The organism is uncultured Tateyamaria sp. (genome assembly GCF_947503045.1).
In the GTDB taxonomy this organism is placed as follows: domain Bacteria; phylum Pseudomonadota; class Alphaproteobacteria; order Rhodobacterales; family Rhodobacteraceae; genus Tateyamaria.
Map to the genome: position 1 here is coordinate 1,028,816 of NZ_CANNCF010000001.1, position 21,105 is coordinate 1,049,920.

At 63.5% G+C, this 21,105-nt stretch carries 25 protein-coding genes; 20 read left to right on the forward strand and 5 right to left on the reverse strand.

Translation table 11 applies throughout. From position 1 onward, the window contains the following. Positions 1 to 84: 84 nt before the first annotated feature. Positions 85 to 741: a hypothetical protein gene (locus Q1A89_RS05230; RefSeq protein WP_299724620.1), complete on the reverse strand. Its 657-nt coding sequence runs from the start codon at positions 739 to 741 to the stop codon at positions 85 to 87. A 114-nt stretch (positions 742 to 855) separates the two neighbouring features. Here Q1A89_RS05230 and Q1A89_RS05235 point away from each other — a divergent pair, with 114 nt between their 5' ends. The 5 genes from Q1A89_RS05235 (at position 856) to Q1A89_RS05255 (ending at position 5,811) form a co-directional block, all read left to right on the forward strand. Continuing rightward, positions 856 to 1,899: an aldo/keto reductase gene (locus Q1A89_RS05235; protein WP_299724622.1), complete on the forward strand. Its 1,044-nt coding sequence runs from the start codon at positions 856 to 858 to the stop codon at positions 1,897 to 1,899. A 255-nt stretch (positions 1,900 to 2,154) separates the two neighbouring features. After that, a complete protein-coding gene (locus Q1A89_RS05240) occupies positions 2,155 to 3,066 on the forward strand; it encodes a 3-keto-5-aminohexanoate cleavage protein (RefSeq protein WP_299724624.1) in 912 nt (303 codons plus the stop codon). A 41-nt stretch (positions 3,067 to 3,107) separates the two neighbouring features. Beyond that, positions 3,108 to 3,599: a lipocalin family protein gene (locus Q1A89_RS05245; protein ID WP_299724626.1), complete on the forward strand. Its 492-nt coding sequence runs from the start codon at positions 3,108 to 3,110 to the stop codon at positions 3,597 to 3,599. Beyond that, a complete protein-coding gene (locus tag Q1A89_RS05250) occupies positions 3,596 to 5,068 on the forward strand; it encodes a carnitine 3-dehydrogenase (RefSeq protein WP_299724628.1) in 1,473 nt (490 codons plus the stop codon). Before Q1A89_RS05245 ends, Q1A89_RS05250 begins: the two co-directional genes overlap by 4 nt. Then, positions 5,065 to 5,811: an SDR family oxidoreductase gene (locus Q1A89_RS05255; protein WP_299724630.1), complete on the forward strand. Its 747-nt coding sequence runs from the start codon at positions 5,065 to 5,067 to the stop codon at positions 5,809 to 5,811. The genes Q1A89_RS05250 and Q1A89_RS05255 overlap by 4 nt, the downstream gene beginning before the upstream one ends. Positions 5,812 to 5,893: 82 nt before the next feature. On the opposite strand, the gene Q1A89_RS05260 is transcribed toward Q1A89_RS05255, so the two are convergent. After that, positions 5,894 to 6,754 carry a helix-turn-helix transcriptional regulator gene (locus Q1A89_RS05260; protein WP_299724632.1) on the reverse strand — a complete coding sequence of 287 codons (861 nt, stop codon included), beginning with the start codon at positions 6,752 to 6,754 and terminating at the stop codon, positions 5,894 to 5,896. A 106-nt stretch (positions 6,755 to 6,860) separates the two neighbouring features. Here Q1A89_RS05260 and Q1A89_RS05265 point away from each other — a divergent pair, with 106 nt between their 5' ends. Then, complete coding sequence (locus Q1A89_RS05265; RefSeq protein ID WP_299724634.1) at positions 6,861 to 7,790, forward strand: fatty acid desaturase; 930 nt, start codon at positions 6,861 to 6,863, stop codon at positions 7,788 to 7,790. A gap of 16 nt (positions 7,791 to 7,806) precedes the next feature. Further along, on the forward strand, positions 7,807 to 8,709 hold the full coding sequence (locus tag Q1A89_RS05270; protein ID WP_299724635.1) for an EamA family transporter: 903 nt from the start codon (positions 7,807 to 7,809) through the stop codon (positions 8,707 to 8,709). Between the two features lie 27 nt (positions 8,710 to 8,736). Here Q1A89_RS05270 and Q1A89_RS05275 read toward each other — a convergent pair whose 3' ends face one another. Next, entirely contained in the window at positions 8,737 to 9,435 is a 699-nt protein-coding gene (locus Q1A89_RS05275) for an NUDIX hydrolase (RefSeq protein WP_299724637.1), read from the reverse strand. A gap of 45 nt (positions 9,436 to 9,480) precedes the next feature. Further along, entirely contained in the window at positions 9,481 to 9,888 is a 408-nt protein-coding gene (locus tag Q1A89_RS05280; RefSeq protein ID WP_299724639.1) for a DUF983 domain-containing protein, read from the reverse strand. Between the two features lie 201 nt (positions 9,889 to 10,089). On the opposite strand from Q1A89_RS05280, the gene Q1A89_RS05285 reads away from it, so the two are divergent. From Q1A89_RS05285 to Q1A89_RS05300, 4 genes are all read left to right on the forward strand, one after another. Beyond that, the gene (locus tag Q1A89_RS05285) at positions 10,090 to 10,539 is read left to right on the forward strand and encodes an EF-hand domain-containing protein (RefSeq protein WP_299724641.1); all 450 of its coding nucleotides are present in this window, start codon (positions 10,090 to 10,092) and stop codon (positions 10,537 to 10,539) included. 63 nt (positions 10,540 to 10,602) lie between these two features. Beyond that, a complete protein-coding gene (locus Q1A89_RS05290; RefSeq protein WP_299726099.1) occupies positions 10,603 to 11,187 on the forward strand; it encodes an RNA polymerase sigma factor in 585 nt (194 codons plus the stop codon). Between the two features lie 5 nt (positions 11,188 to 11,192). Then, positions 11,193 to 11,561 (forward strand): hypothetical protein, encoded by a 369-nt coding sequence (locus Q1A89_RS05295; RefSeq protein WP_299724643.1) that lies wholly within the window; start codon positions 11,193 to 11,195, stop codon positions 11,559 to 11,561. 2 nt (positions 11,562 to 11,563) lie between these two features. Continuing rightward, positions 11,564 to 12,037, forward strand: coding sequence for a periplasmic heavy metal sensor (locus Q1A89_RS05300; RefSeq protein ID WP_299724645.1), 474 nt, complete (start codon positions 11,564 to 11,566; stop codon positions 12,035 to 12,037). Positions 12,038 to 12,049: 12 nt separating this feature from the next. Here the strand turns inward: Q1A89_RS05300 and Q1A89_RS05305 are convergent, their stop codons facing one another. Then, positions 12,050 to 13,447: a diguanylate cyclase gene (locus tag Q1A89_RS05305; protein ID WP_299724647.1), complete on the reverse strand. Its 1,398-nt coding sequence runs from the start codon at positions 13,445 to 13,447 to the stop codon at positions 12,050 to 12,052. Between the two features lie 95 nt (positions 13,448 to 13,542). Here Q1A89_RS05305 and Q1A89_RS05310 point away from each other — a divergent pair, with 95 nt between their 5' ends. From Q1A89_RS05310 to Q1A89_RS05350, 9 genes are all read left to right on the forward strand, one after another. Continuing rightward, the gene (locus Q1A89_RS05310) at positions 13,543 to 13,827 is read left to right on the forward strand and encodes a DUF3572 domain-containing protein (protein WP_299724649.1); all 285 of its coding nucleotides are present in this window, start codon (positions 13,543 to 13,545) and stop codon (positions 13,825 to 13,827) included. A gap of 26 nt (positions 13,828 to 13,853) precedes the next feature. Further along, entirely contained in the window at positions 13,854 to 14,540 is a 687-nt protein-coding gene (locus Q1A89_RS05315; protein ID WP_299726102.1) for an HAD family hydrolase, read from the forward strand. Between the two features lie 111 nt (positions 14,541 to 14,651). Further along, a complete protein-coding gene (locus Q1A89_RS05320) occupies positions 14,652 to 16,214 on the forward strand; it encodes a trimethylamine methyltransferase family protein (RefSeq protein WP_299724651.1) in 1,563 nt (520 codons plus the stop codon). 103 nt (positions 16,215 to 16,317) lie between these two features. Next, positions 16,318 to 16,905, forward strand: a complete 588-nt coding sequence (locus tag Q1A89_RS05325) for a heme NO-binding domain-containing protein (RefSeq protein WP_299724653.1) — start codon at positions 16,318 to 16,320, stop codon at positions 16,903 to 16,905. Further along, the gene (locus Q1A89_RS05330) at positions 16,902 to 17,939 is read left to right on the forward strand and encodes a diguanylate cyclase (RefSeq protein ID WP_299724655.1); all 1,038 of its coding nucleotides are present in this window, start codon (positions 16,902 to 16,904) and stop codon (positions 17,937 to 17,939) included. The genes Q1A89_RS05325 and Q1A89_RS05330 overlap by 4 nt, the downstream gene beginning before the upstream one ends. Before the next feature lie 416 nt (positions 17,940 to 18,355). Then, positions 18,356 to 18,505 carry a light-harvesting antenna LH1, beta subunit gene (gene pufB / locus Q1A89_RS05335; RefSeq protein WP_299726105.1) on the forward strand — a complete coding sequence of 50 codons (150 nt, stop codon included), beginning with the start codon at positions 18,356 to 18,358 and terminating at the stop codon, positions 18,503 to 18,505. Between the two features lie 12 nt (positions 18,506 to 18,517). Next, positions 18,518 to 18,841, forward strand: coding sequence for a light-harvesting protein (locus Q1A89_RS05340; protein WP_299724657.1), 324 nt, complete (start codon positions 18,518 to 18,520; stop codon positions 18,839 to 18,841). Between the two features lie 100 nt (positions 18,842 to 18,941). Then, positions 18,942 to 20,399, forward strand: coding sequence for a PucC family protein (locus tag Q1A89_RS05345; RefSeq protein WP_299724659.1), 1,458 nt, complete (start codon positions 18,942 to 18,944; stop codon positions 20,397 to 20,399). Next, entirely contained in the window at positions 20,396 to 21,079 is a 684-nt protein-coding gene (locus Q1A89_RS05350) for a hypothetical protein (protein WP_299724661.1), read from the forward strand. Before Q1A89_RS05345 ends, Q1A89_RS05350 begins: the two co-directional genes overlap by 4 nt. Positions 21,080 to 21,105 lie beyond the last annotated feature (26 nt).

Here is a 21,105-nt window from a genome sequence, read left to right on the forward strand (position 1 = left end):
GGGCTCTGATCCTTGGTACGGCCAGACCCCTTATTTTTGTGTAAACATGCGTGCAGAATGCGTGGGTCGTCTTGGTGCCTTGTCTCAGGCAACTTTTATTCTGTGCGTAATATGGGGCAGGGGCTGTGCGGGGTCGCGCGCGACGTGCCAGGCCTGTTCGGGGGCAGTGCGCGCCCTGAGCCGGGTCAGCGTCCAGCCCCCCGCCGACCCCTTGTGATCAGGCGCCAGATGCCAGCGGCTTTCCACGCCCTGCGCACCCCCCATGCCCGGCGTCAGCAGCAGACCCAGAGGCGCGCGCCCCTGCACCTTGCCCCCGGTCTCTGCCGCCAGATGCATCCGCCGCACCGCCGTGAGGCCGGGCAGCCCCGGCAGGTCGGCCACCGCCAGCGACACCGCCCCGGCGCGCAGCACTTCCTCCATGCTCCACAGCACATCCTCGGCCCGTTTGGGGTGCACAAGGATCAGGCGGGCCGGGTCGATAAAGGGCATCATCCCGCAGGGGTTCAGCCGGTCCGCGCTCCAGTCCGGGGCAATCCAGATCACCGGCCCGGTGGTCTGCGTGGCCAGCCACAGGGCCAGACGGTGGCGCGCAGATCCGCATGCCTCGTGTACCCGCCCCAGCGCCAGCCCGTGCCCCAGCCCATGCCGCGCGCCTTCTGCCAATATGGGCAGGCAAGGCGTTTCGCGGACCGGTCCGCGCTGCAGAAGAGGGTGGTGTACGGGCATGCCTGCATCATACATGTTCCATATTTGTTCTCAATCGCTTCTTGGTTTACAAGGCGCAGAAAATTCACTTGCCCATAACGGTTTGCCCGCTAGGGTCCCATCCAGCGATCAGGTGAAAGGACATGAGGCATGGAGCGACGCAAACTGGGACGGACCGATATCGAGGTGTCTGCGCTGTGCCTTGGCTCCATGACATGGGGCACCCAGAACACCGCCGAAGAGGGCCACGCCCAGATCGAGCGGGCGCTTGAGGCGGGCATCAACTTTATCGACACCGCCGAAATGTATCCCGTCAATCCGATCCGGGCCGAGACCATCGGGCGCACAGAGCGGATCATCGGCCTGTGGTTCGAACGGGGCGGGGCGCGACAGGACGTCGTGCTCGCCACCAAGCATTCGGGCGAGGGGATGCGCCATGTGCGCGACGGCGCGCCGATCACCGGCGAGACGATCCGCGAAACAGTCGAGGGGTCACTGCGCCGCTTGCAGACCGATTATATCGACCTTTATCAGTTTCACTGGCCCAATCGCGGCAGCTATATGTTTCGCAAGAACTGGACCTATGATCCGACCGGGTCCGACCCCGCTGCGGTCCGCCAGAACATGGCCGATTGCATGGGTGCGCTGCAGGCCGAGGTCGAACGCGGCACCATCCGCGCCTTTGGCCTGTCCAACGAAAGTGCATGGGGCACCGGTCAGTGGCTGGCCGCGGCCGAGGCCACAGGGGGGCCGCGTGTGGCCTCCATGCAGAACGAATACTCATTGCTGTGCCGTCACTACGACACCGACATGTCCGAGATGAGCATATACGAAGATGTTGGTTTGCTTGCCTTTTCTCCGCTCGCTGCGGGTCTGTTGACGGGCAAGTACCAGGATGGGGTCGTGCCCGAAGGCTCGCGCATGTCCCTCAATCCCGAGATGGGCGGACGCAAGACGACGCGTGTGTTTGGCGCGGTGCAGGCCTATCTCGATATCGCTGCCCGGCATGGCCTTGATCCGGTGCAGATGGCGCTGGCCTGGTGCATGACCCGGCCCTTCATGTGTTCGGTGATTTTCGGTGCCACGACACTCGACCAGTTGGAGGTTGCGCTGGGGGCCGCTGATCTCAGGCTGAGCGATACGGTGCTGGACGAGATCACCAGAACCCACCGCGCCCATCCGATGCCGTATTGACCGCACGCCCTTTTGTATGAGCAACGGCGTGGGGGCGTGGTGCCCTTTCGCTTGACGTTGGAATAGCCGCTTTGCAGGCGATCTGGCACGATTTCCCTTGTAAAATGAAGCCGTTGGAAGTTCTGCAGAGGATGCCAGTGCGCCGCATATGGGCCCCGCGTCCATAGCGTTTTTTGTCCGACGATTGACGTTTTGGGACTAGCGCAAGCGTCTATGATCGCGAGAGTGGGGGAAAGTCGCGAAAGGACCGCACCCATGCCGCTTTCCATGAACAAAGACGTTTTTATCACCTGCGCCGTGACCGGGTCGGGCGGCACGCAGGACCGCAGCCCGCATGTGCCGCGCTCTCCGGCGCAGATCGCCGAAAGCGCCATCGCCGCGGCCAAGGCCGGGGCGGCCATTGTCCATTGCCATGTGCGGGACCCGGACACCGGGGTGCCGAGCAGAAAACTTGAGTATTATCGGGAGGTTACGCAGCGCATTCGCGACGCGGACGTGGACGTTGTGCTGAATCTCACCGCCGGGATGGGGGGTGATATCGTCTTTGGCCCGACCGAAAACCCGATGCCGCCGATTGAAGGTACGGATATGATCGGGGCCTCCGCGCGGGTGCAGCATGTCGCCGAATGCCTGCCTGAAATCTGCACGCTGGATTGCGGGACGATGAACTTTGCCGAGGCCGATTACGTGATGACCAACACGCCCGGCATGCTGACCGCGATGGGGTCCATGATGACTGCGCTGGGCGTCAAGCCCGAGATCGAAGCCTTTGATACGGGCCATTTGTGGTATGCAAAACAATTGGTTAGCGATGGCGTTCTGGACAGTCCGGCGCTGGTGCAACTGTGCATGGGTGTGCCCTGGGGCGCGCCGGATGACCTCAACACTTTCATGGCGATGGTCAACAACGTGCCCGACGACTGGACCTTTTCCGCCTTTGGGCTGGGGCGCAATCAGATGGCATATGTGGCCGCCGCCGTGCTGGCCGGGGGCAATGTGCGTGTCGGGCTTGAGGACAATCTGTGGCTGGGCAAGGGAGAGCTGGCGCAGAACTGGCAACTCGTCGAACGGGCGGGCTCCATCATCGAAAACATGGGTGCGCGGGTGATCGGGCCGGGCGAAGTGCGCGAGAAACTGGGGCTGGTCAAGCGGGCGCCAAAGGCGTGAAAACGGCGATACACAAGGCGTGCACACAGTGTGCACAGGCTGTGCACCGAATTGCTGCATCGGCGGCGTTTACGCTTGCGCTGGTGGGCTGCGCGCAGGTTTCCGACCGCGGCGATGATCCGGCGCTGATCCGCAATCCGACGGTGCCGATCGGGGCGATCCAGCGGTTCGAAGCCGCCAAATTCGACGGCGACTGGCGGGTACATGCAAGCGCGGGCGGCGACTGGGCGCTACGTGAGTTCACCGTGTCGGGCAGCGCCACCGCGTGGCGCGAGGCGGCGGGCGCGGCGACGATTGCGCCGCGCGCAACGGGCATCCTTCAACTGACCTACGATGACGGCACGCAGCGCGATCTGTGGGTGGTCTGGACCGATCCGGATCACCATACGGTGGCGCTTGGCAACCCCGAGGGCGACTTTGGATTCATTGCCACGCGCGCGGGCCGCTTTCGCGCGGATCAGGTGACGGCGGCGGGGCAGGTTCTGGATTTCAACGGTTATCGGACGGACGCATGGGAGGTGCGGGCAAGATGAAGACAGCGGCAATCATCGGCGGCGGTGTCATTGGCGGCGGTTGGGCTGCGCGGTTCCTGCTGAATGGCTGGGACGTGCGGGTCTGCGACCCCGACCCGGAGGCCGAAGCCAAGCTGGCCCCGGTGCTCGCGCAGGCCCGCCGCGCGCTGCCGAGCCTCACGGATGTGGCCTTGCCCGACGAGGGGCGGATCAGCTTTCACACCGACATGGCCGAGGCTGTCGCGGGCGTGGACTGGATACAGGAAAGCGTGCCGGAGCGGTTGGAGATCAAGCACAAGGTGCTGGCCGCCATACAAAGCGCGTGCCCGGCGGATGCGATCATCGGATCATCCACGAGTGGGTTCAAACCCTCCGAATTGCAGCAGGGTGCCGCGCGGCCCGGTCAGATCATGGTCTGTCATCCGTTCAACCCGGTCTACCTGATGCCGCTGATCGAGGTGGTGCCGTCGCCGGAGACCGACCCGGCGCTGGTGGAAAAGGCCGAAGGTATCCTGCGCAGTCTTGGTCATTTTCCCCTGCGCGTGCGCAAGGAAATTGACGCCCATATCGCGGACCGGTTTCTTGAGGCGGTCTGGCGCGAGGCGCTGTGGCTGGTCAAGGACGGGGTCGCCACGACCGAGGAAATCGACGAGGCCATCCGCATGGGATTCGGCATCCGCTGGGCGCAGATGGGTCTGTTTGACACCTATCGCACCGCCGGGGGCGAGGCGGGGATGCGCCATTTCATGGCCCAGTTCGGCCCCGCGCTGCAGTGGCCCTGGACCAAGTTGATGGATGTGCCCGAGTTCACGGATGAGCTGGTGGACCTGATCGCGGGTCAGTCGGATGCACAGTCGGGCCACATGAGTATTGCCGAGATGCTGAAGGCCCGCGACGACAATCTGGTGGGTATGATGCGGTCCCTCAAGGCCAATGACTGGGGCGCGGGGGCGGTGATGAACGCCCATGAGGCGTCCTTGCGCGCAGGCACGGTGCTCGGCGCGCATGCGGATGATCTGGAGGATGTGTCCGCCCCCATTCTGACCGTGCGCCGTGCTGTGCCGCTTGATTGGACCGACTACAATGGGCACATGAACGAGGCGCGGTATTTGCAGGCCTTTGGCGATGCGACGGACCGGTTCATGGCGCTGATTGGCTGCGATGCGGCGTATATCGCGACGGGGGGCAGCTATTTCACCGCCGAGACCCATATTCGCCATGTGGACGAGGTCCATGCCGGCGCGGTGATCGAGATACGCACGCAGGTGCTGGCGGGTGCGGGCAAGAAGCTGCACCTGTTTCACGGGATGTTTGAGGGGGACCGATTGCTCGCCACGGGGGAGCATTTTCTGCTGCATGTGAGCCTTGAGAGCCGCCGCCCGTCCGAGCCGTCGGCGGGGATTGTTGCCGCCTTGGCGCGCATTGCAAGCGCCCATGCGGACCTGCCTGTGCCTGAAGGCGCCGGGCGTGCGGTGGGTCAGCGCCCGTGACCCGCACCCTGATCACCGCAGGGGCTTCGGGGATTGGGCTGGCCATGGCAGAGGCCTTTGCCGCGCGCGGCGATGAGGTTTGGGTCACGGATGTGGACGGCGCTGCGTTGGAGAACTTGCCCGCCGGGATCGAGGGCCGCTTTTGCGATGTCACGGACGAGGCGCGCATGGCCGAGGTGATGGCCGAGGCCGGGACGCTTGATGTGCTCTGCGCCAATGCCGGGATCGCGGGGCCCACGGCATTGATCGAGGACGTCGCGCTGGCAGACTGGCGCGCCTGCGTGGCCGTCAATCTGGAGGGCGCGTTTCTGGCCGCCAAGCTGGCGCTGCCTGCGATGAAGGCAGCGGGGTCGGGGGCGGTGATCTTTACCTCGTCCACTGCTGGCCTTTACGGCTATCCCAACCGCGCGCCCTATGCGGCGGCCAAGTGGGCGATCATCGGTTTGATGAAGACCGTCGCGATGGAGGCCGGTCCCTTTGGCGTGCGCGCCAATGCGATCTGCCCCGGTGCTGTGGAAGGCGCGCGCATGGAAGGTGTGTTGGCCCGCGAGGCGGCGGCCAAGGGCATGAGCCGCGATCAGGTCTATGAGGGATATGCGTCGGGCACATCCATGCGCCGATTTGTCGAGGCCCGAGATATTGCCGAGATGGCTGTTTTTCTGGGCTCGGAGGCGGCACGGCTTGTGTCGGGACAGGTGATTGCGGTGGATGGACATACGGAGAATCCCGACCCAAAACTCTGAGCGGGGCGTGATCCAAAGGAGCGCGCTGGCGCGCGCACGACATGTTTGATTGGGACGGCTTCGGCGCTCACCGAAACAGAGATCACTTGATTTGGCGGCGCAGGCTGTCGAGATGTGCGGGCACGTCGCGCGCTGTAAATGCGGCCTGGCGCACCAACTCGTCGAAATGCAGGGACAGGGTTTCGATCCGCTCGCGGTCGCGGAACGCCATGTAGTGCCCGCCAGTGTAAAGCACCGCGAGCAGCGGGCCAAAGACCGTGATTGGTGCCGAATAAAGTTGCCGTGCATCAAAGAGGTAGAGCCGGAGGCGCGGATAAAGCTGTGTGGCGAGGTCCTGCAGGTGGTCTAGCTGGGCGGTGCGTGTCTCACACGGCAGCCCCTCGTAATAGCCGGTGCCAGCGGTAAAGCTGTGCAGCTCGTATAGAGGCATGGCGATTTCGTAATCCGAGCGCGCGGCGCGCATCCAGTCGAGCCGGTCGCGTGAGGCGTTGATCGCCTGCGCCGTGGTCCGCCCGAGATGGGGGGTGTATTCCCATTCGAGCATGCATTGCGTTTTCAGCATGTCGGGCAGGCCAGCGGGGACGTGGCGGATTTTGTAGCCTGCAGCCTCTTTGTGCCAGCCAAAGATCCGTTCATCGACCAATGCGCGTGGGGCTTGCGTGAGGGTGAGGGCGGCTGCGGTCAGGGCCGCTGCACTTTCCGGCCGGTCCGACAGGCCCAGCAGCCAGTCGGCTGACACCCCGAGCGCCTGCGCGCAGGCCCCCACCACCTGCGCGCCGGGCAGGCGGGCGTTGTCGCCGGACAGGGCTTGCGAGATTGTCGAGCGGTCGGCACCGATCTGGCGCGCGAGGCCGCTTTGGCTGGTGCCCGAGGCCTGCATGGCCCGCGCAAGTCGACGGCGGAAGCGGTCGGCGCGGTCGCGTTTGTCGATGATATCACTCATCTGGTGATATTTGTCACATATTGTAGAGCTTGTTAACAATTTTCGGAATTCGTGCGCAGGCGGGTGCGCGATACGCTGGCGCATCTTGTTCCGGAGCGCTGATCCCATGCCACCCCTGCCTCAGACCCAACGCTTGCCCGCAGATCGGGCGCATCGCGTGGAATGGGTGACGCTGGGTCTGTATCTGGGCTGCGTTGGGGCGGTGCTTGCGAGCCTGTTTGTGCTGGCGCCATGGTCCCTTGGGTTGGCGGTTGTCGTGCTGACCCTTGCGCTGGTTCTGCATTCCTCCATCAGCCACGAGGTGTTGCATGGCCATCCGTTTCCGTCCCGCATCGCGAGTGAGGCGCTTGTTCTGGTCAATCCGGGGCTGTTCGTGCCCTATCTGCGCTTTCGCGACACCCATCTGGCGCACCATCAGGACGCGCGCCTGACCGACCCTTATGACGATCCGGAATCGAACTATCTCGACCCCGGTGTCTGGGAGGTGTTGCCGCGCCCGCTGCGCTGGATACTGGCGTGGAACAACACCCTTGCGGGGCGGATTGTGCTGGGGCCGATCCTGTCGCAGATGGCGTTCATGCGTTGTGACTGGCGCGCGATCCGGCAGGGGGATGCGCAGGTGATCAAGGGCTGGCTATTGCATCTGCCGGGCGTGGCGCTGGTGCTGGGCGTGGTCTGGGCGGCGCCCATGGGTCTGGGCTGGTACCTTCTGGCCTGTTATGCCGCACTTTCGATCCTGAAAATCCGCACCTTTCTGGAGCATCAGGCCCACGTCCTGTCGCGGGGCCGCACGGTGATCGTCGAAGATCGCGGGTTGCTCGCTTTTCTCTTTCTGAACAACAACCTGCACGTGGTGCATCACATGCATCCGCGGGTGCCATGGTACCGCTTGCCACGGCTTTACCGCGCCAATGCCGCGCGCTACCTCGCCTGCAATGAGGGTTATCGCTATGGCTCTTACCGAGAGGTGTTTGCCCGCCATTTCTGGAGAGCAAAGGACCCTGTGGCCCATCCGCTCTGGTCGCCCGATCCCTGATCGCGCATAGAGGGGCATGACCCTCTGGATTCCCATCACGCTGGCGGCGGCGCTGTTTCAGACGCTGCGATTCATGCTGCAACGGCAATTGTCGCTGGGCACGCTGAGTGCGGGCGGGGCAACGCTGGCGCGGTTCATGTATTCGGCCCCTTTGGTGGCGGTGCTGATCGTCATCTACATGGGCGCGACCGGGCAGGACTGGCCCCGCTTTGGCGCGACATTCTGGGTCTACGGCGCGGCGGGGGGGCTTGCGCAGATTCTGGCGACCGTAGCGACCGTGATGTTGTTTCAGGCGCGCAATTTCGCGGTCGGGATCACCTTTAAAAAGACCGAAGTCATGCAGGCCGTTCTGGTGGGCTGGGTGCTGCTGGGGGATACGGTCAGCGGGCTTGGTTTTGCCGCCATTGGCCTTGGGCTGGTGGGCGTGTTGTTGCTGTCGGCCCCGCCGGAACTTGTGCGGGTCGGCTGGCGGGACATGGCCAATCGCTCGGTTGGTCTGGGCCTTGGGGCAGGGCTGCTGTTTGCGGTGTCGGGGGTCTGTTATCGTGGCGCCTCGCTGAGCCTTGGGATGGAGGATCCGCTGGCGCGCGCGGGACTGACCCTGTCGGCGGTCACGGCAATGCAATTTACGGCAATGGTGATCTGGTTGCGCTGGCGCGATCCGGGGCAGGTGCGTGCGGTCTGGGATGCGCGGCGCGTGGCCGTTTGGGTGGGGCTGATGTCGATGCTGGGCTCGTTTTGCTGGTTCACGGCCTTCACCCTGCAGAACGCGGCTTACGTGAATGCGGTCGGGCAGGTGGAACTGGTGCTGAGCGCGCTGGCCTCGGTCATCGTGTTTCGCGAGGCGATCAGTGCGCGCGAATGGCTGGGGATGGGTGTGTTGCTGGGCTCGATCCTGATGCTGATTGCGGTTATCTGATCCGGGCACAGGTGTCCTGCGCCCGGCTCACTCCCGCAATTCGATGCCGCGCAGACGCAGGAACAGGCTTTCTTCTTCATTGTTCTTGAAGTACGGCACGCTGGCGGGCGGGGCGGGGTCATGCACGCGCGCGGCGATCTCGCTCAGTACCACTTCGGTGATGAAGGGCATGTCAAAGCTGCGCACCGCGTCCAGCGCGATCCATTGCAAGTGCGACAGCTCGTCCGAGGCGGCGGTGAAGTCATCCGGATCGGAGGCCAGATCGTCGGCATCAATCAGGAAGAACCGCGCATCAAAGCGCCGGGGGCGGCCCGGCGGGGTCAGCGCGCGGAACACGAATTGCAGCGGGGCAGCATGGGGCAGGTGTCCGGTGGCTGCAAAGCTGTGCCAGTCGGGTGGTGGTGCGTGCCAGTCGCCCGGTGTGCCCAGAACCTGCCCGGTTTCCTCGAACAATTCGCGGATGGCCGCCGCCGCCAGTGCCGGGGCCAGCCCCGGCGGGCTGTCATCGTCAAGCCGTGTGGCGTTGGGATCGGCCACCGGTGTGGCCAGCGGGACGGCGTGATCGCCCTGATCCACGGCACCGCCGGGAAAGACGAATTTGTTCGGCATGAACACGGCCTTGGCCCCGCGCTGGCCCATCAGGATGCGCGGCGCGGTGCTGCGGTCGCGCAGCACAATCACGGTGGATGCGTCGCGGATCTGGCTTTTGTCGATCTGTTGGCTCATCTGCGCCTTGCTCTGCTTGCCTCGTTGCAGGCGACGTTAAGCGCATCACCGGGCCTGTGCAAATCCGCCCATGCCGCGCGCCCATTGAAAGGCGACAATCGCCCCCTTGAGCCGGGGCAGCAAATAAAGTGACAGCGCCACGCAGCCCACCGCAAAGACGGTGAACAGCACCAGCGGTTCGGGGCGCCATTTCACAAAGGCAAAGTGCAACAGCGGCACCATCAGGTGCCCCACCAGCAGGATCGTCAGATAAGCCGGTCCGTCATCGGCGCGGTGGTGCGCGTAGTTCAGATTGCACACCGGGCAGGTGTCGGCCACCTTGAGATAGCCCTTGAGCAGGCGGCCCTGACCGCAGCGCGGGCACTTGCGCCGCCAGCCGCGAAACAGGGCAGGGCGGACGGGCCGTTCGGGGGCCGTATCAGGTGTGGGTGCGGATGTGGGATCGGTCTGCACGAAAAATGTCCTTCGCTGCGATGACGTCTATATGCGCCTGCCCGTGCCAATAAGGAATGGCGGATCGTGGCCTTGCGTCGCGATGTCGCGCAGGTTGGGACAAAACTTTTTGCGACGGAAATATCCGGCGCCACCGTTTGATGGGTATGGCGCGGTTGGAACACTCTGCCCGCCCAGAGGTAAAAACGGAGTACACGACACATGAAACGTACAACATTCATCACCGTAATCGCAGCAGCCGCGGTGGGTCTGACCACCTTGTCCGCCATGGCCCGCGAAGGCCGCCCGGACTTTGCCACGCTGGATGCGGATGGCAATGGCGAGGTCACGTTGAGCGAATTGCAGGCCCAGGGTGCGGCCCGGTTTGCTGCCGCCGACACCGATGGCGACGGGTTTTTGACCCAGGGTGAACTCGAAGCCGCCGCGCGGGACCGTGCCGCCGATCGCGCGACCCGGATGCTGGAGCGGATGGATGCCAACGAGGATGGCAAGCTGTCCGCAGACGAGATCAAGCACCCCCGTCGCGACCCGGCCCGCATGTTCGAGCGCCTTGATGCCGACAACAGCGGTGGCATCTCCGAAGAGGAATTCCAGGAGGCCCGTGCCCGGTTCCACGAGCGTCGCGGCGGCAAAAAGAACAGCGACAACTAAGAGCAGCCCCGTCCTGCCCCTTGCAAACGGGGGCGGTGCGGGGATAGCCCGGACCTGATGGCCATGCCGCTTGATACTGATCCGCACACGGATGACGCCGACCTGCTGGCCCGTTATGCCAAGGGTGACGGTGGTGCGGCGCGTGTGTTGACTGTCCGGCTGACGCCTTACGCTTACGGGCAGGCGGTGCGGTTGCTGGGCGACAGGGCCGAGGCCGAGGATGTGGCCCAGGAGGCCATGTTGCGCCTGTGGCGCATCGCGCCGGACTGGCGCGCGGGTGAGGCCAGGGTGACCACATGGCTGTACCGGGTGGTGGCCAATCTGTGCACGGACCGGCTGCGCAAACGTGGCCGGGCGTCGCTGCCTCTGGACGAGGTGACCGAACCGCAGGATCCGGCCCCGTCCGCCGAGGCGCGCCTGCAGGGCCAGGCCCGCATGGCCGCCTTGCGCGCCGCCCTTGCCGACCTGCCCGAGCGGCAGCGGATCGCGGTGATGATGCGCCATTTTGAGGGTGCCTCGAATCCGGAGATTGCTACGGCCCTCGGGATCAGCACCGAAGCGGTGGAAAGCCTGACCGCGCGGGGCAAACGCGCCCTTGCGGCAGCCCTAAAGGGCCAGGCCAGCGCCCTTGGATATGAAGAAGGATGACCGATATGACCCAGCCCCCAAAACAGCCCGATGAGGCGGAATGGATCGACGGCCTGCTGGACGAGCTTGCCGGGACGCCCCTGCCGGACACGCCGGATGATCTGATGGCGCGGGTTCTGGGCGATGGGCAGGCGCTGATGCCGCCCCCCGGCGGGCCGCGCGCGCCGGTACCTTGGTGGCGTCAGGTCGTGGAGGGCATTGGCGGCTGGACGGCAGTGGGTGGCCTTGTGGCCGCCGCCGCCACAGGCTTTGTCGTTGGCCTCGGCGGCTTGGACGACATGGGCCTGTCTACCCCTTGGGTGTTGGGGGAGGAGGCATATTATGACAGCCTTGGCACGCTGGATGCCTTTGGCTGGGATATGGAAGAGGGTTGAACATGAACGCAGAGACCACACCCAGACGCTGCCCGCTCTGGATCAAGATCGCGTTGGCGCTGTCGCTGGCACTCAACCTTGCCATCGCCGGTCTAGTGGCCGGATTTGTCTTGCGGGGTGGACCCTTGGCGGGGCGCGGCCCGTCGATGGGTTATGCGATGCCTTATGTGCTGGCCTTGCCGCGCGAGGACCGTCGCGAGGTGTTTCGCACCTTGCGAAACGACAAGGACCTGCCCGACAGGCGCGCGCGACGTGCTGCGTATAGCGAGATGATTGCCGCCCTGCAGGCCACCCCGTTTGAAGTGTCGGCGGTCGAAGCCGTGCTGGCCCGACAGGGCGAGGGTGCTTCGCGTGTGCAGGCGGTGGCGCAGGCGGCGTGGCTTGAAGCGGTGTCAGGGTTCAGCGATGAAGAGCGGCTGGCCTATACCGCGCGCATGCAGGAGGCGCTGGATCGTCGCAAGCCGCGCAAGAAATAGGCGGGGCGGCCCTCAGGCGGCGGGGCGCAGCAGCGTGACCCGGTCCCGCCCTTCGGCTTTGGCCCCGTAAAGCGCCTTGTCTGCCCGATCCAGCAGCGCCTCGGCGTTCATCGGCAGTGTTCGGGCTGCGTTGATTGTCGGATCGCAGACCGTCAGACCAATCGAGATCGTGGCTGTCACGAGGGTCGCTTGCCCCGGCACCTCGAACGGTGTATTGCGGATCATGCGGCACAGCCGCTGGGCGGCCTTGCGCGCATTGCTGAGGCCCGCGCCGGGCATCACGATCAGGAACTCTTCGCCCCCGATACGCGCCACAAGGTCCACCGCACGCAGGTTTTCCCGCAAACGCCGCGCAGTTTCGACCAGCACCGCGTCGCCTGCGGCATGGCCATGGGTGTCGTTGATCCGTTTGAAATGATCCATGTCCGCGACCATGACGGCAAAGGGTTTCTTGGATTGCGCCGACCGGTCGGCGATCCGCGCCAGATGCGGCATCGCGTAGCGGCGGTTGTGCAGGCCTGTCAGCGGGTCGATCACCGCCGCCTCGATGCCCGAACGCACGGTGTCGCGCAGCGCATCCGACATCCGCTTGCGCGCCATCAGCGTATCGAGGCGCAGGGCAAGTTCTGCTGGATCCCGATCAAACCCCATCAGGTCATTGGCCCCCATATCCAGCATCTGCGCCCCAAGGCGCGGATCGGGATCGACCTGCACCACCATGATGGCGCTGTGGCGGGTCGCCCCGTGGCTGCGGATCGTGGCGAGAAGGCCCAGCATCTCCGGTCCCCGATCCGGTTCGATCACCAGCACAAAGGCATCCGGTGCGGTGTCAGTCGCATCGCCCGTGACGCCTGTGGCCGGGGTGCACAGGGCCAGATGTGCGGACAGGATCGGTCTGAGAGCGGCCTGCCATGGTTCGAGGTTGTTTGGATTGGTCGAGATCACCCGCACGGACTGGCGCGGGCCGAATTGGGCGCTCGGCTCGGCAAATCCGAGCGCGCGCGACGTGCCGTCCCGCAAGGTCCATTCACTGGCCGAGGCATAGGCCCGCATCACCGACCGGGTCCGCGCCAGCAGCAGCATGTCATCCACCGGGCGTTCCAGCACATCCTCGACTCCGGCGGCAAACAGGCGCTGGCGGTCACGCGTCGCACCCGGCGCGCCGATCACCATCACCGGGACCTTGCCGTTCAGCCCGACCTTGCGCAGTCGCGCGAGCAGTCGCACCGCGTCGCCATCGGGCAGGGTGTCGGCACACAGGATCATGTCGGGGACGGTTTTTGCGATCAGGCCCATCGCCTCGCCGATGCTGCCCGCCTGCATGATTTCGTAATGACTGGCCGCTAGTTTGACACGCAACACGATTCGGTTTGTTGCGATGGCGTCAATGACGAGGATCTTACCGTGCATCGGCCGTGTCCATTTCGTTACAATTCCTGTGCATTCGTTTTTTGTTGGTTTAAGTTAACAAAGGGTTTCCAAACGTGCCGAAAGGGCCAAATGGGATGGCAATGTCGCAAGAATCCGCCGAAGTGGTCGGTTTGAAGGCGCTGGGCTGGATGGCGGGCAACGAAGAGCTGCTGCCCGTATTCCTTGGTGCGACCGGCGCAAGCGAGGCGGATTTGCGCGCTGGCGCCTCCGATCCGGCCTTTCTGGGCGCGCTGTTGGACTTCATCATGATGGACGATGCGTGGGTGCGCGCGTTTTGTGACAGCGCCGGGATTGCCTATGATCAGCCAATGTATGCGCGCGTTGCCCTGCCGGGTGGTGATCAGGTGCATTGGACGTGAGCGGTGTGACCCCGCCGATCAAGGGCATGATCTTTGACAAGGACGGCACTTTGTTTGACTTCGCCACAACATGGGAGGCCTGGGCGGCAGCCTTTTTGCTGCGTATCGCTGGCGGTGATCGGGGCCACGCGGCGGTTCTGGGCAGTGCCATTGGCTTTGATTTCAAGGCGCGCCGGTTTGCCCGCGATTCCCTGGTGATTGCAGGCACCGCCGGAGAGGTGGCCGCAGCCCTCGCCCCGCATGTGCCCGAGACGTCGCCGGAACAGTTGCTGGGGATGCTCAATGAAGAAGCCGGGCAGGCGCCGCAGGCCGAGGCCGTTCCACTGGTGCCGTTTCTGGCGGCCCTGCGTGCCCGTGGGTTGGCCCTTGGCGTCGCGACCAATGACGCCGAGGCCCCGGCGCGCGCCCATCTGGAGGCCGCAGGCGTCACCGGCCATTTCGATTTTATCGCCGGGTTTGACAGCGGCCATGGCGGCAAGCCTGCGCCGGGGCAGTTGCTGGCCTTTTGTGCCGCCACCGGGCTGAGCCCGGACACGGTCGTGATGGTCGGGGACAGCCTGCATGACCTGCGCGCGGGGCAGGCGGCGGGCATGCGCTGTGTCGCCGTGCTGACCGGGATGGCCGACGCGGACGACCTTTCCCCCTTTGCGCAGATCGTGTTGCCGGACATCGGTCATATCCCCGACTGGCTGGATACTGTGGCCACAGCCTAGGTCAACACGACGCCTCCGCCCTTGAAAACGACATAGGCCGTCGCAAACGGCAATGTCGCCGCGCGCTGCCTGAGGTGTCTTGGGAGGCGAACCGCAGCGGAGGGACATGCCATGGCTGACACCGAGACAAGGCGCAAGACACGCGGCGGCGGGCGCGCCGGGGCGGCCGCACGTCGTGGCGGAGCCGTGATCGAGCAGATGCCGTGGAACCCGCCGGTCCTGATTGATCCTCCTGTCGAGCCGCTGTCCCCCGAAGGGGTCGCTGCGATCCACGATGGTGCGATGCGAATCCTCGAAGAGATCGGAATCCAGTTCCTGAACGAAGAGGCCCTTGTCATCCTGCGCGAAGCGGGATGCAAGGTGGACGGCGATCTGGTCTTTATGGACCGGGAATTCGTGATGGAAATGGTGGGCAAGGCCCCGTCCGAGTTCACGCTGACCCCGCGCAATCTGGACCGCAAGATCACCATCGGCGGGCGGCACATCACCTTTGGCAATGTCTCTTCGCCACCGAATTACTGGGATATGAACATCGGAACCAAGGTGCCCGGCACCCGCGAGATGTGCGCCAACCTGCTGAAACTCACGCAGTATTTCAACTGCATCCACTTTGCTGGCGGCTATCCGGTAGAACCGGTGGACATCCACGCGAGCGTGCGCCACCTCGACGTGGTCTATGACAAGCTGACGCTGACCGACAAGGTGATGCACGCCTATTCGTTGGGCAAGGAGCGGGTCGAGGACGTGATGGAGATGGTGCGCATCGCCGGCGGCCTCACGGACGCCGAATTCGAAGCCTCACCTCGGATGTACACCAATATCAACTCGACCTCGCCGTTGAAACACGACCACCCGATGATCGACGGTTGTCTGCGGCTGGTACGGCGCGGGCAGGCGGTGGTGGTGACCCCGTTTACCCTTGCGGGCGCGATGGCCCCTGTGACCATGGCAGGTGCTGTGGCCCAGTCCATCGCCGAGGCGCTGTGTGCCATTGCCCTGTTCCAATATGTGCGCCCCGGCACGCCCTGCGCGATCGGGACATTTACCTCGAATGTGGACATGAAATCGGGCGCACCCGCCTTTGGCACACCGGAATACATGCGTGCGACTCAGATGACCGGGCAACTGGCGCGGTTTTACGGATTGCCCATGCGCTCATCAGGTGTGTGCGCGGCCAATGTGCCGGACGGGCAGGCCATGTGGGAGACCTCAAATTCGCTCTGGGCGGCGGTGCAATCGGGCACCAACATGGTCTATCACGCGGCAGGCTGGCTTGAGGGCGGGCTGATCGCGAGCCCCGAGAAATTCATCATGGATTGCGAGATTCTTCAGCAAATTCAACGCTATCTGGACCCGTCCCTGACAGCCACAGGCCCCGATGAGATCGCGCTGGACGCGATCAAGTCAGTGGGCAATGCCGGCCACTTCTTTGGCATCCAGCATACGCAGGACCGCTATGCGACCGCATTTTACCAACCCTTCCTGAGTGACTGGAAAAACTATGAAGGCTGGGAGGCGTCGGGCGGCGTCTGGACGCAGGAGCGCGCGCATACGATGTTCAAGAATATCATCAACAATTTCGAAGCCCCCCCTCTTGATCCCGCGATCCGTGATGAGCTGGCCGATTTCGTGGCGCGACGCAAATCCGAAGGGGGCGCCCCCACCGACTTTTGACGCAGGTTTTCCGGTCGCCAAAAGTGAATAGATTTTTATCTGTTATCGGATTGTTTAGTCCTGATTGCCAAGAATGCTGGCGAGGATTTGGGATTAGACCGTCATGCATGGGCTTATAAACAGGGCAATACAGCGTTTTGTCGTCGACAGCTATGGGGCTGACACGTGGGTCGAGGTCGCGCGCATCGCCAATCTGGGCTTTGTCGAATTCGAATCCATGCTGACTTATGATGATGATCTGACGCCGACAGTGCTCGATTCCGTCAGCTTTGTGCTGGACCGTGGCCGCGACGAGGTGATGGAAGATATCGGGACCTATCTGGTCTCGCATCCCAATGTCGAGGCGCTGCGCCGCCTGCTGCGATTCAGCGGCGTCGATTTTGTCGAATTCCTGCATTCCCTTGATGACCTGCCCGACCGCGCCCGCCTTGCCGTGTCGGATCTGAAATTGCCGCGCATCGAATTGCAGGATCATGCACCCGGACAGTTCAGCCTGATCTGTCAAAGCGAGATTGAAGGTTATGGCCATGTGATGATGGGTGTTCTGCGCGCCATGGCCGATGATTACGGAGTGTTGGCCGTGCTGGAACATGAAGGATCCGGAGAGGGGATAGAAACCATTTCGATCAGCCTGATCGAAACCGAATTTGCAGAGGGCCGGTCATTCGAACTTGGCGCGCGTACGCTATGACGGGGGATGAACGTCTCACACGCACGCTGGATGTCCTGTGCCCGATGCATATTTTGCTATCGGACACGGGCGAGGTGATCCATGCCGGACCGACGGTTCAGAAACTGCGCCCGGACACCCCACTTGAGGGGAAAAAGTTCCTCGATATCTTTGATCTGAAGCGGCCGCGCGCCATCACCACGATGGACCATCTGCGCGAAAGTGCGGGCACCAAGCTGCATCTGCAATTGCGCGATGAGCCGCAGACCGAGATCAAGGGCGTGCTGATGCCTGCGCCCGCCGAGGGCCAAAGCATCGTCAACCTGTCCTTTGGTATTTCGGTCGTGGATGCGGTCACGGATTATGCCCTGACCAGCGCGGATTTTGCCGCCACCGACCTCACGGTCGAGATGCTGTACCTGGTCGAGGCGAAATCGGCGGCCATGGATGCCTCGCGCAAGCTGAACCTGCGCCTCAAAGGGGCGATGATTGCCGCCGAGGAACAGGCGTTCACCGACACTTTGACCGGTCTCAAGAACCGCCGCGCCATGGATCACGTGCTGGCCCGCCATGTCGAATGGGGTACACGATTTGGCCTGATGCAGGTCGACCTGGACTGGTTCAAGGCAGTGAACGACACGCTCGGCCATGCCGCGGGCGACTATGTCTTGCAGACAGTTGCACGCATCATGGTCGAGGAAACCCGCGAAAGCGACACGGTCGCCCGCGTCGGCGGGGACGAGTTCGTGATCATCCTGCCATACGCCCACGGGACCGAAGCGCTCGAAGGGATCGGGCAGCGCATCATCGATCAATTGTCCCGCCCGATCACCTACCAGGGAGAGGTGTGCAAAATCTCTGCCAGCATCGGAATGGCCTTTCACGAACCCCAGTCCCCGCAGACCGTGGCCGAGATCATGGACAATGCCGATGTCGCGCTCTACGCCTCCAAGGCCAATGGCCGGGCGACGCAGACGCTCTATGATCCCGCCTTGCGCAACCGGGCGATGCCTGCGCTGGACCGCGACAGCAACGACTTTGAACGGCAGTCCTGATGGGCCGTATGCCACCGGTGAAATTGCCCGTTAAGCGTCTCTGACACAAAAAGAATCGCAGGCGGATGCATGCCCGCCGGGTGGCCGAATCCGCCTGAATCTCTACGCAAACAGACGTTTCAGAATGGTGGCTGCCCACCGCCACGTCGAAAAGTCCTGCCAACCGTCTTGCCAAACAGTGCTGCGTAAGTGCTTGTCAGCGCGCATTTGCGGTCCAAAACGCAGGTTTTGAGCGGGCTGATCACCAAGCCAAAAGGCAGCATTCTGCAGATGTACATCTGGATTTACACTTGAATGTGTCAGATAATGCTGACACAGTGCGGAATACAGTGTGCGTTTATAGGTGCATGGACCAAGGCACGAAATGGTCCAGACCACCGACCCCGGCTTTAACACACGGAGGAATGAACGTGGCGATAAGTGAAGACAAAGTCTGGCCAACCGGCCTGACGCTCGAAGAAGCAGAAGAGGTGCATAGCTACCTCATCGACGGGACACGCGTATTTGGCGCGATTGCCCTGCTGGCCCACATCCTGGTCGCTGTTGCGACCCCATGGCTCGGATAGGGGAGGCACACTATGAACAACGCAAAAATGTGGTTGGTCGTAAAACCAACAGTGGGTGTGCCCCTGTTCCTCACAGCGGTTGCGGTCGGCTCTTTCGCCGTGCACGTTGCCGTGCTGAGCAACACGACATGGGTGGCTGATTTCCTGTCCGGCAACGAGCTCGGTTCAGGATCTGAATCCGCCGCACTGGTGCCGGACGTGGACACAGACGTGGCCAAGGCATCCTATGTGCTCCCCTCGACAGACGGCTCACGCGAAGTGACGATCATCATCGACGGCGTCCCGGTCAAGGCGATCCTGCAGCCACCGGAGTTGCACGCTGCAATAACGCAATAACGCATTCAGCCCGCTGCCCCGTGTCTGCGGGCTGAATCATTCATGTGGCTGTGTCCGTGCGAGGTTGCGCGACACGGGCCCTTTTGTGGCAACCTGAACGATGTTTGACTATCGCACATTTGCAACGCGGAAACTGGTGGCTTTGGCCCCCAAATACCTGCCGTTCGCGGATGTGGCCACGCCTGATTTACCCCTGTCCCGCCTGCTGCGCCTGTCCCTGTTTCAGGTGACCGTCGGCATGGCGCTGGTGCTGCTGGTCGGCACCCTGAACCGCGTCATGATTGTCGAGCTTTCGGTGCCCGCGACTCTGGTGGCTGTCATGCTGGCCCTGCCGCTGCTCTTTGCCCCGTTGCGCACGCTGATCGGGTTCAAATCCGACACCCATGTATCCGCCCTTGGCCTGCGCCGTGTGCCCTACATCTGGAAGGGCACTCTGCTGCAGTTTGGCGGCTTTGCCATCATGCCTTTTGCCCTGCTGGTGCTGTCCGGTTATGGCGAGGCGGTCGATGCGCCGCGTTGGATCGGCTATAGTTCGGCTGGCCTGTCCTTTTTGCTGGTGGGCGCCGGGGTGCACATGGTGCAGACCGTCGGCCTTGCCCTGGCCACTGACCTTGTCCGCACCGAAGATCAGCCCAAGGTCGTGGGACTGATGTATGTCATGCTGCTGGTGGGCATGGTAATCAGTGCTCTGGTCTTTGGCGCGTTGCTTGAAACCTACTCTCCGGGGCGGTTGATCCAGGTCATCCAGGGGGCCGCCGTGGTCACCGTGGCCCTGAACCTCGTGGCCCTGTGGCAGCAGGAACCGCGTGACCGTGCCCGTGCCCAACAGATGAAGGTTACCCCCAAAGTGCCCTTTGCAAAGGCCTGGGCCACGATGATGCGCGCACCCGGCATGCTGCGCCTGCTTGTGGTGATCGGCCTTGGCACCTTTGGCTTTGGCATGGCGGATGTGCTACTGGAACCCTATGGCGGGCAGGCCCTTGGCCTGTCGGTGGCGAGCACGACGAAACTGACCGCGCTTCTGGCGGCAGGCACATTGGTCGGCTTTGGCGTGGCCTCGTGTGCACTGGGGCAGGGCGCAAATCCGGACAGCTATGCGATGATCGGGGCCGCCATCGGCATTCCCGGTTTCCTTGCCATCATCGCCTCGTCCCAAGGGGCAGGGCTGGCTCTGTTCCTTGCGGGCACCTTGGCTACGGGCGTTGGTGCGGGCCTCTTTGGCCATGCCACGCTGACGGCCGCGATCCGCCACGCACCGCGCGACCGGATAGGATTGGCCCTTGGCGCCTGGGGCGCTGTGCAGGCTACGGCCGCAGGTCTTGGCGTCGCCAGCGCAGGCATTGTGCGCGATATCATCGTGGGCTGGCAGGGCGCCACTGGAACGGCGGCCCAAACGCCCTATACTTTCGTATTCATGGTTGAGGTCGTCTTTTTGATGCTCGCAATCGCCGTCCTGGTGCCCGCCCTCGCGGCACAGAAAAAACAGAAACACACGCTGGGCCGACGGGCACTGGCGGAACGAAACACTGCAAGTTCAAATCCGGTGGAGGTCCCATGACAACAATCATTTCCCGCGTGTTCCCAGACAAAGCGTCCGCAGACAAGGCAGGCGACCGCCTGATCTATCGCGGCGTCCCGGCGCGTGACTGCATGGTCATCAGTACGCAGGACGACGAGAAATTGGCCGCTGATATGGATGCCGCACTGATCGATGACAGTGCGAAAAAGGCCTATGCCAAGGCCGTCAAATCCGGCAATGCCGTGCTGGTCATTCACGCCACGTACAAGCCCCTGACGGCGGCGACCATCGTGCGCGAAACGCTGGCCAAATATGACACGATCGACGTCGGCGATGTGGTCGACGACTACTATGTGCCCGATGGGCCGCGCTCTGCGCCGCGCGTGCTGGGCAACCACCCGCTGTTCCTGACAGTCCGCCCCAAGCGCACCGGATATCGCGGTCGCCCGATCACACCGGGCTTTGGCTTTCGCCTGCTGAGTGCGCGCAAAGAGCGCACGTCGGCCATTCGCGGCGGCGGTTTCAAGTCCCGCATGTTCTGGCCGACGCCTTTGCTGTCCAAGAAGCAGCGCAAAAAGTCGGTGATCAGCGGTGGACGTTACATGTCCAAGAGCTTCTGGCCGATGCCGCTCTTGTCGACGAAAGAGCGTTCGAATTCGGTGATCCGCGGTGGCGATTTACCCTTTTCCCGCGCATTGGGCTGGCCGCCTGTCGCCTGAGCGTCGCTCTGACCCGGAACACTTTG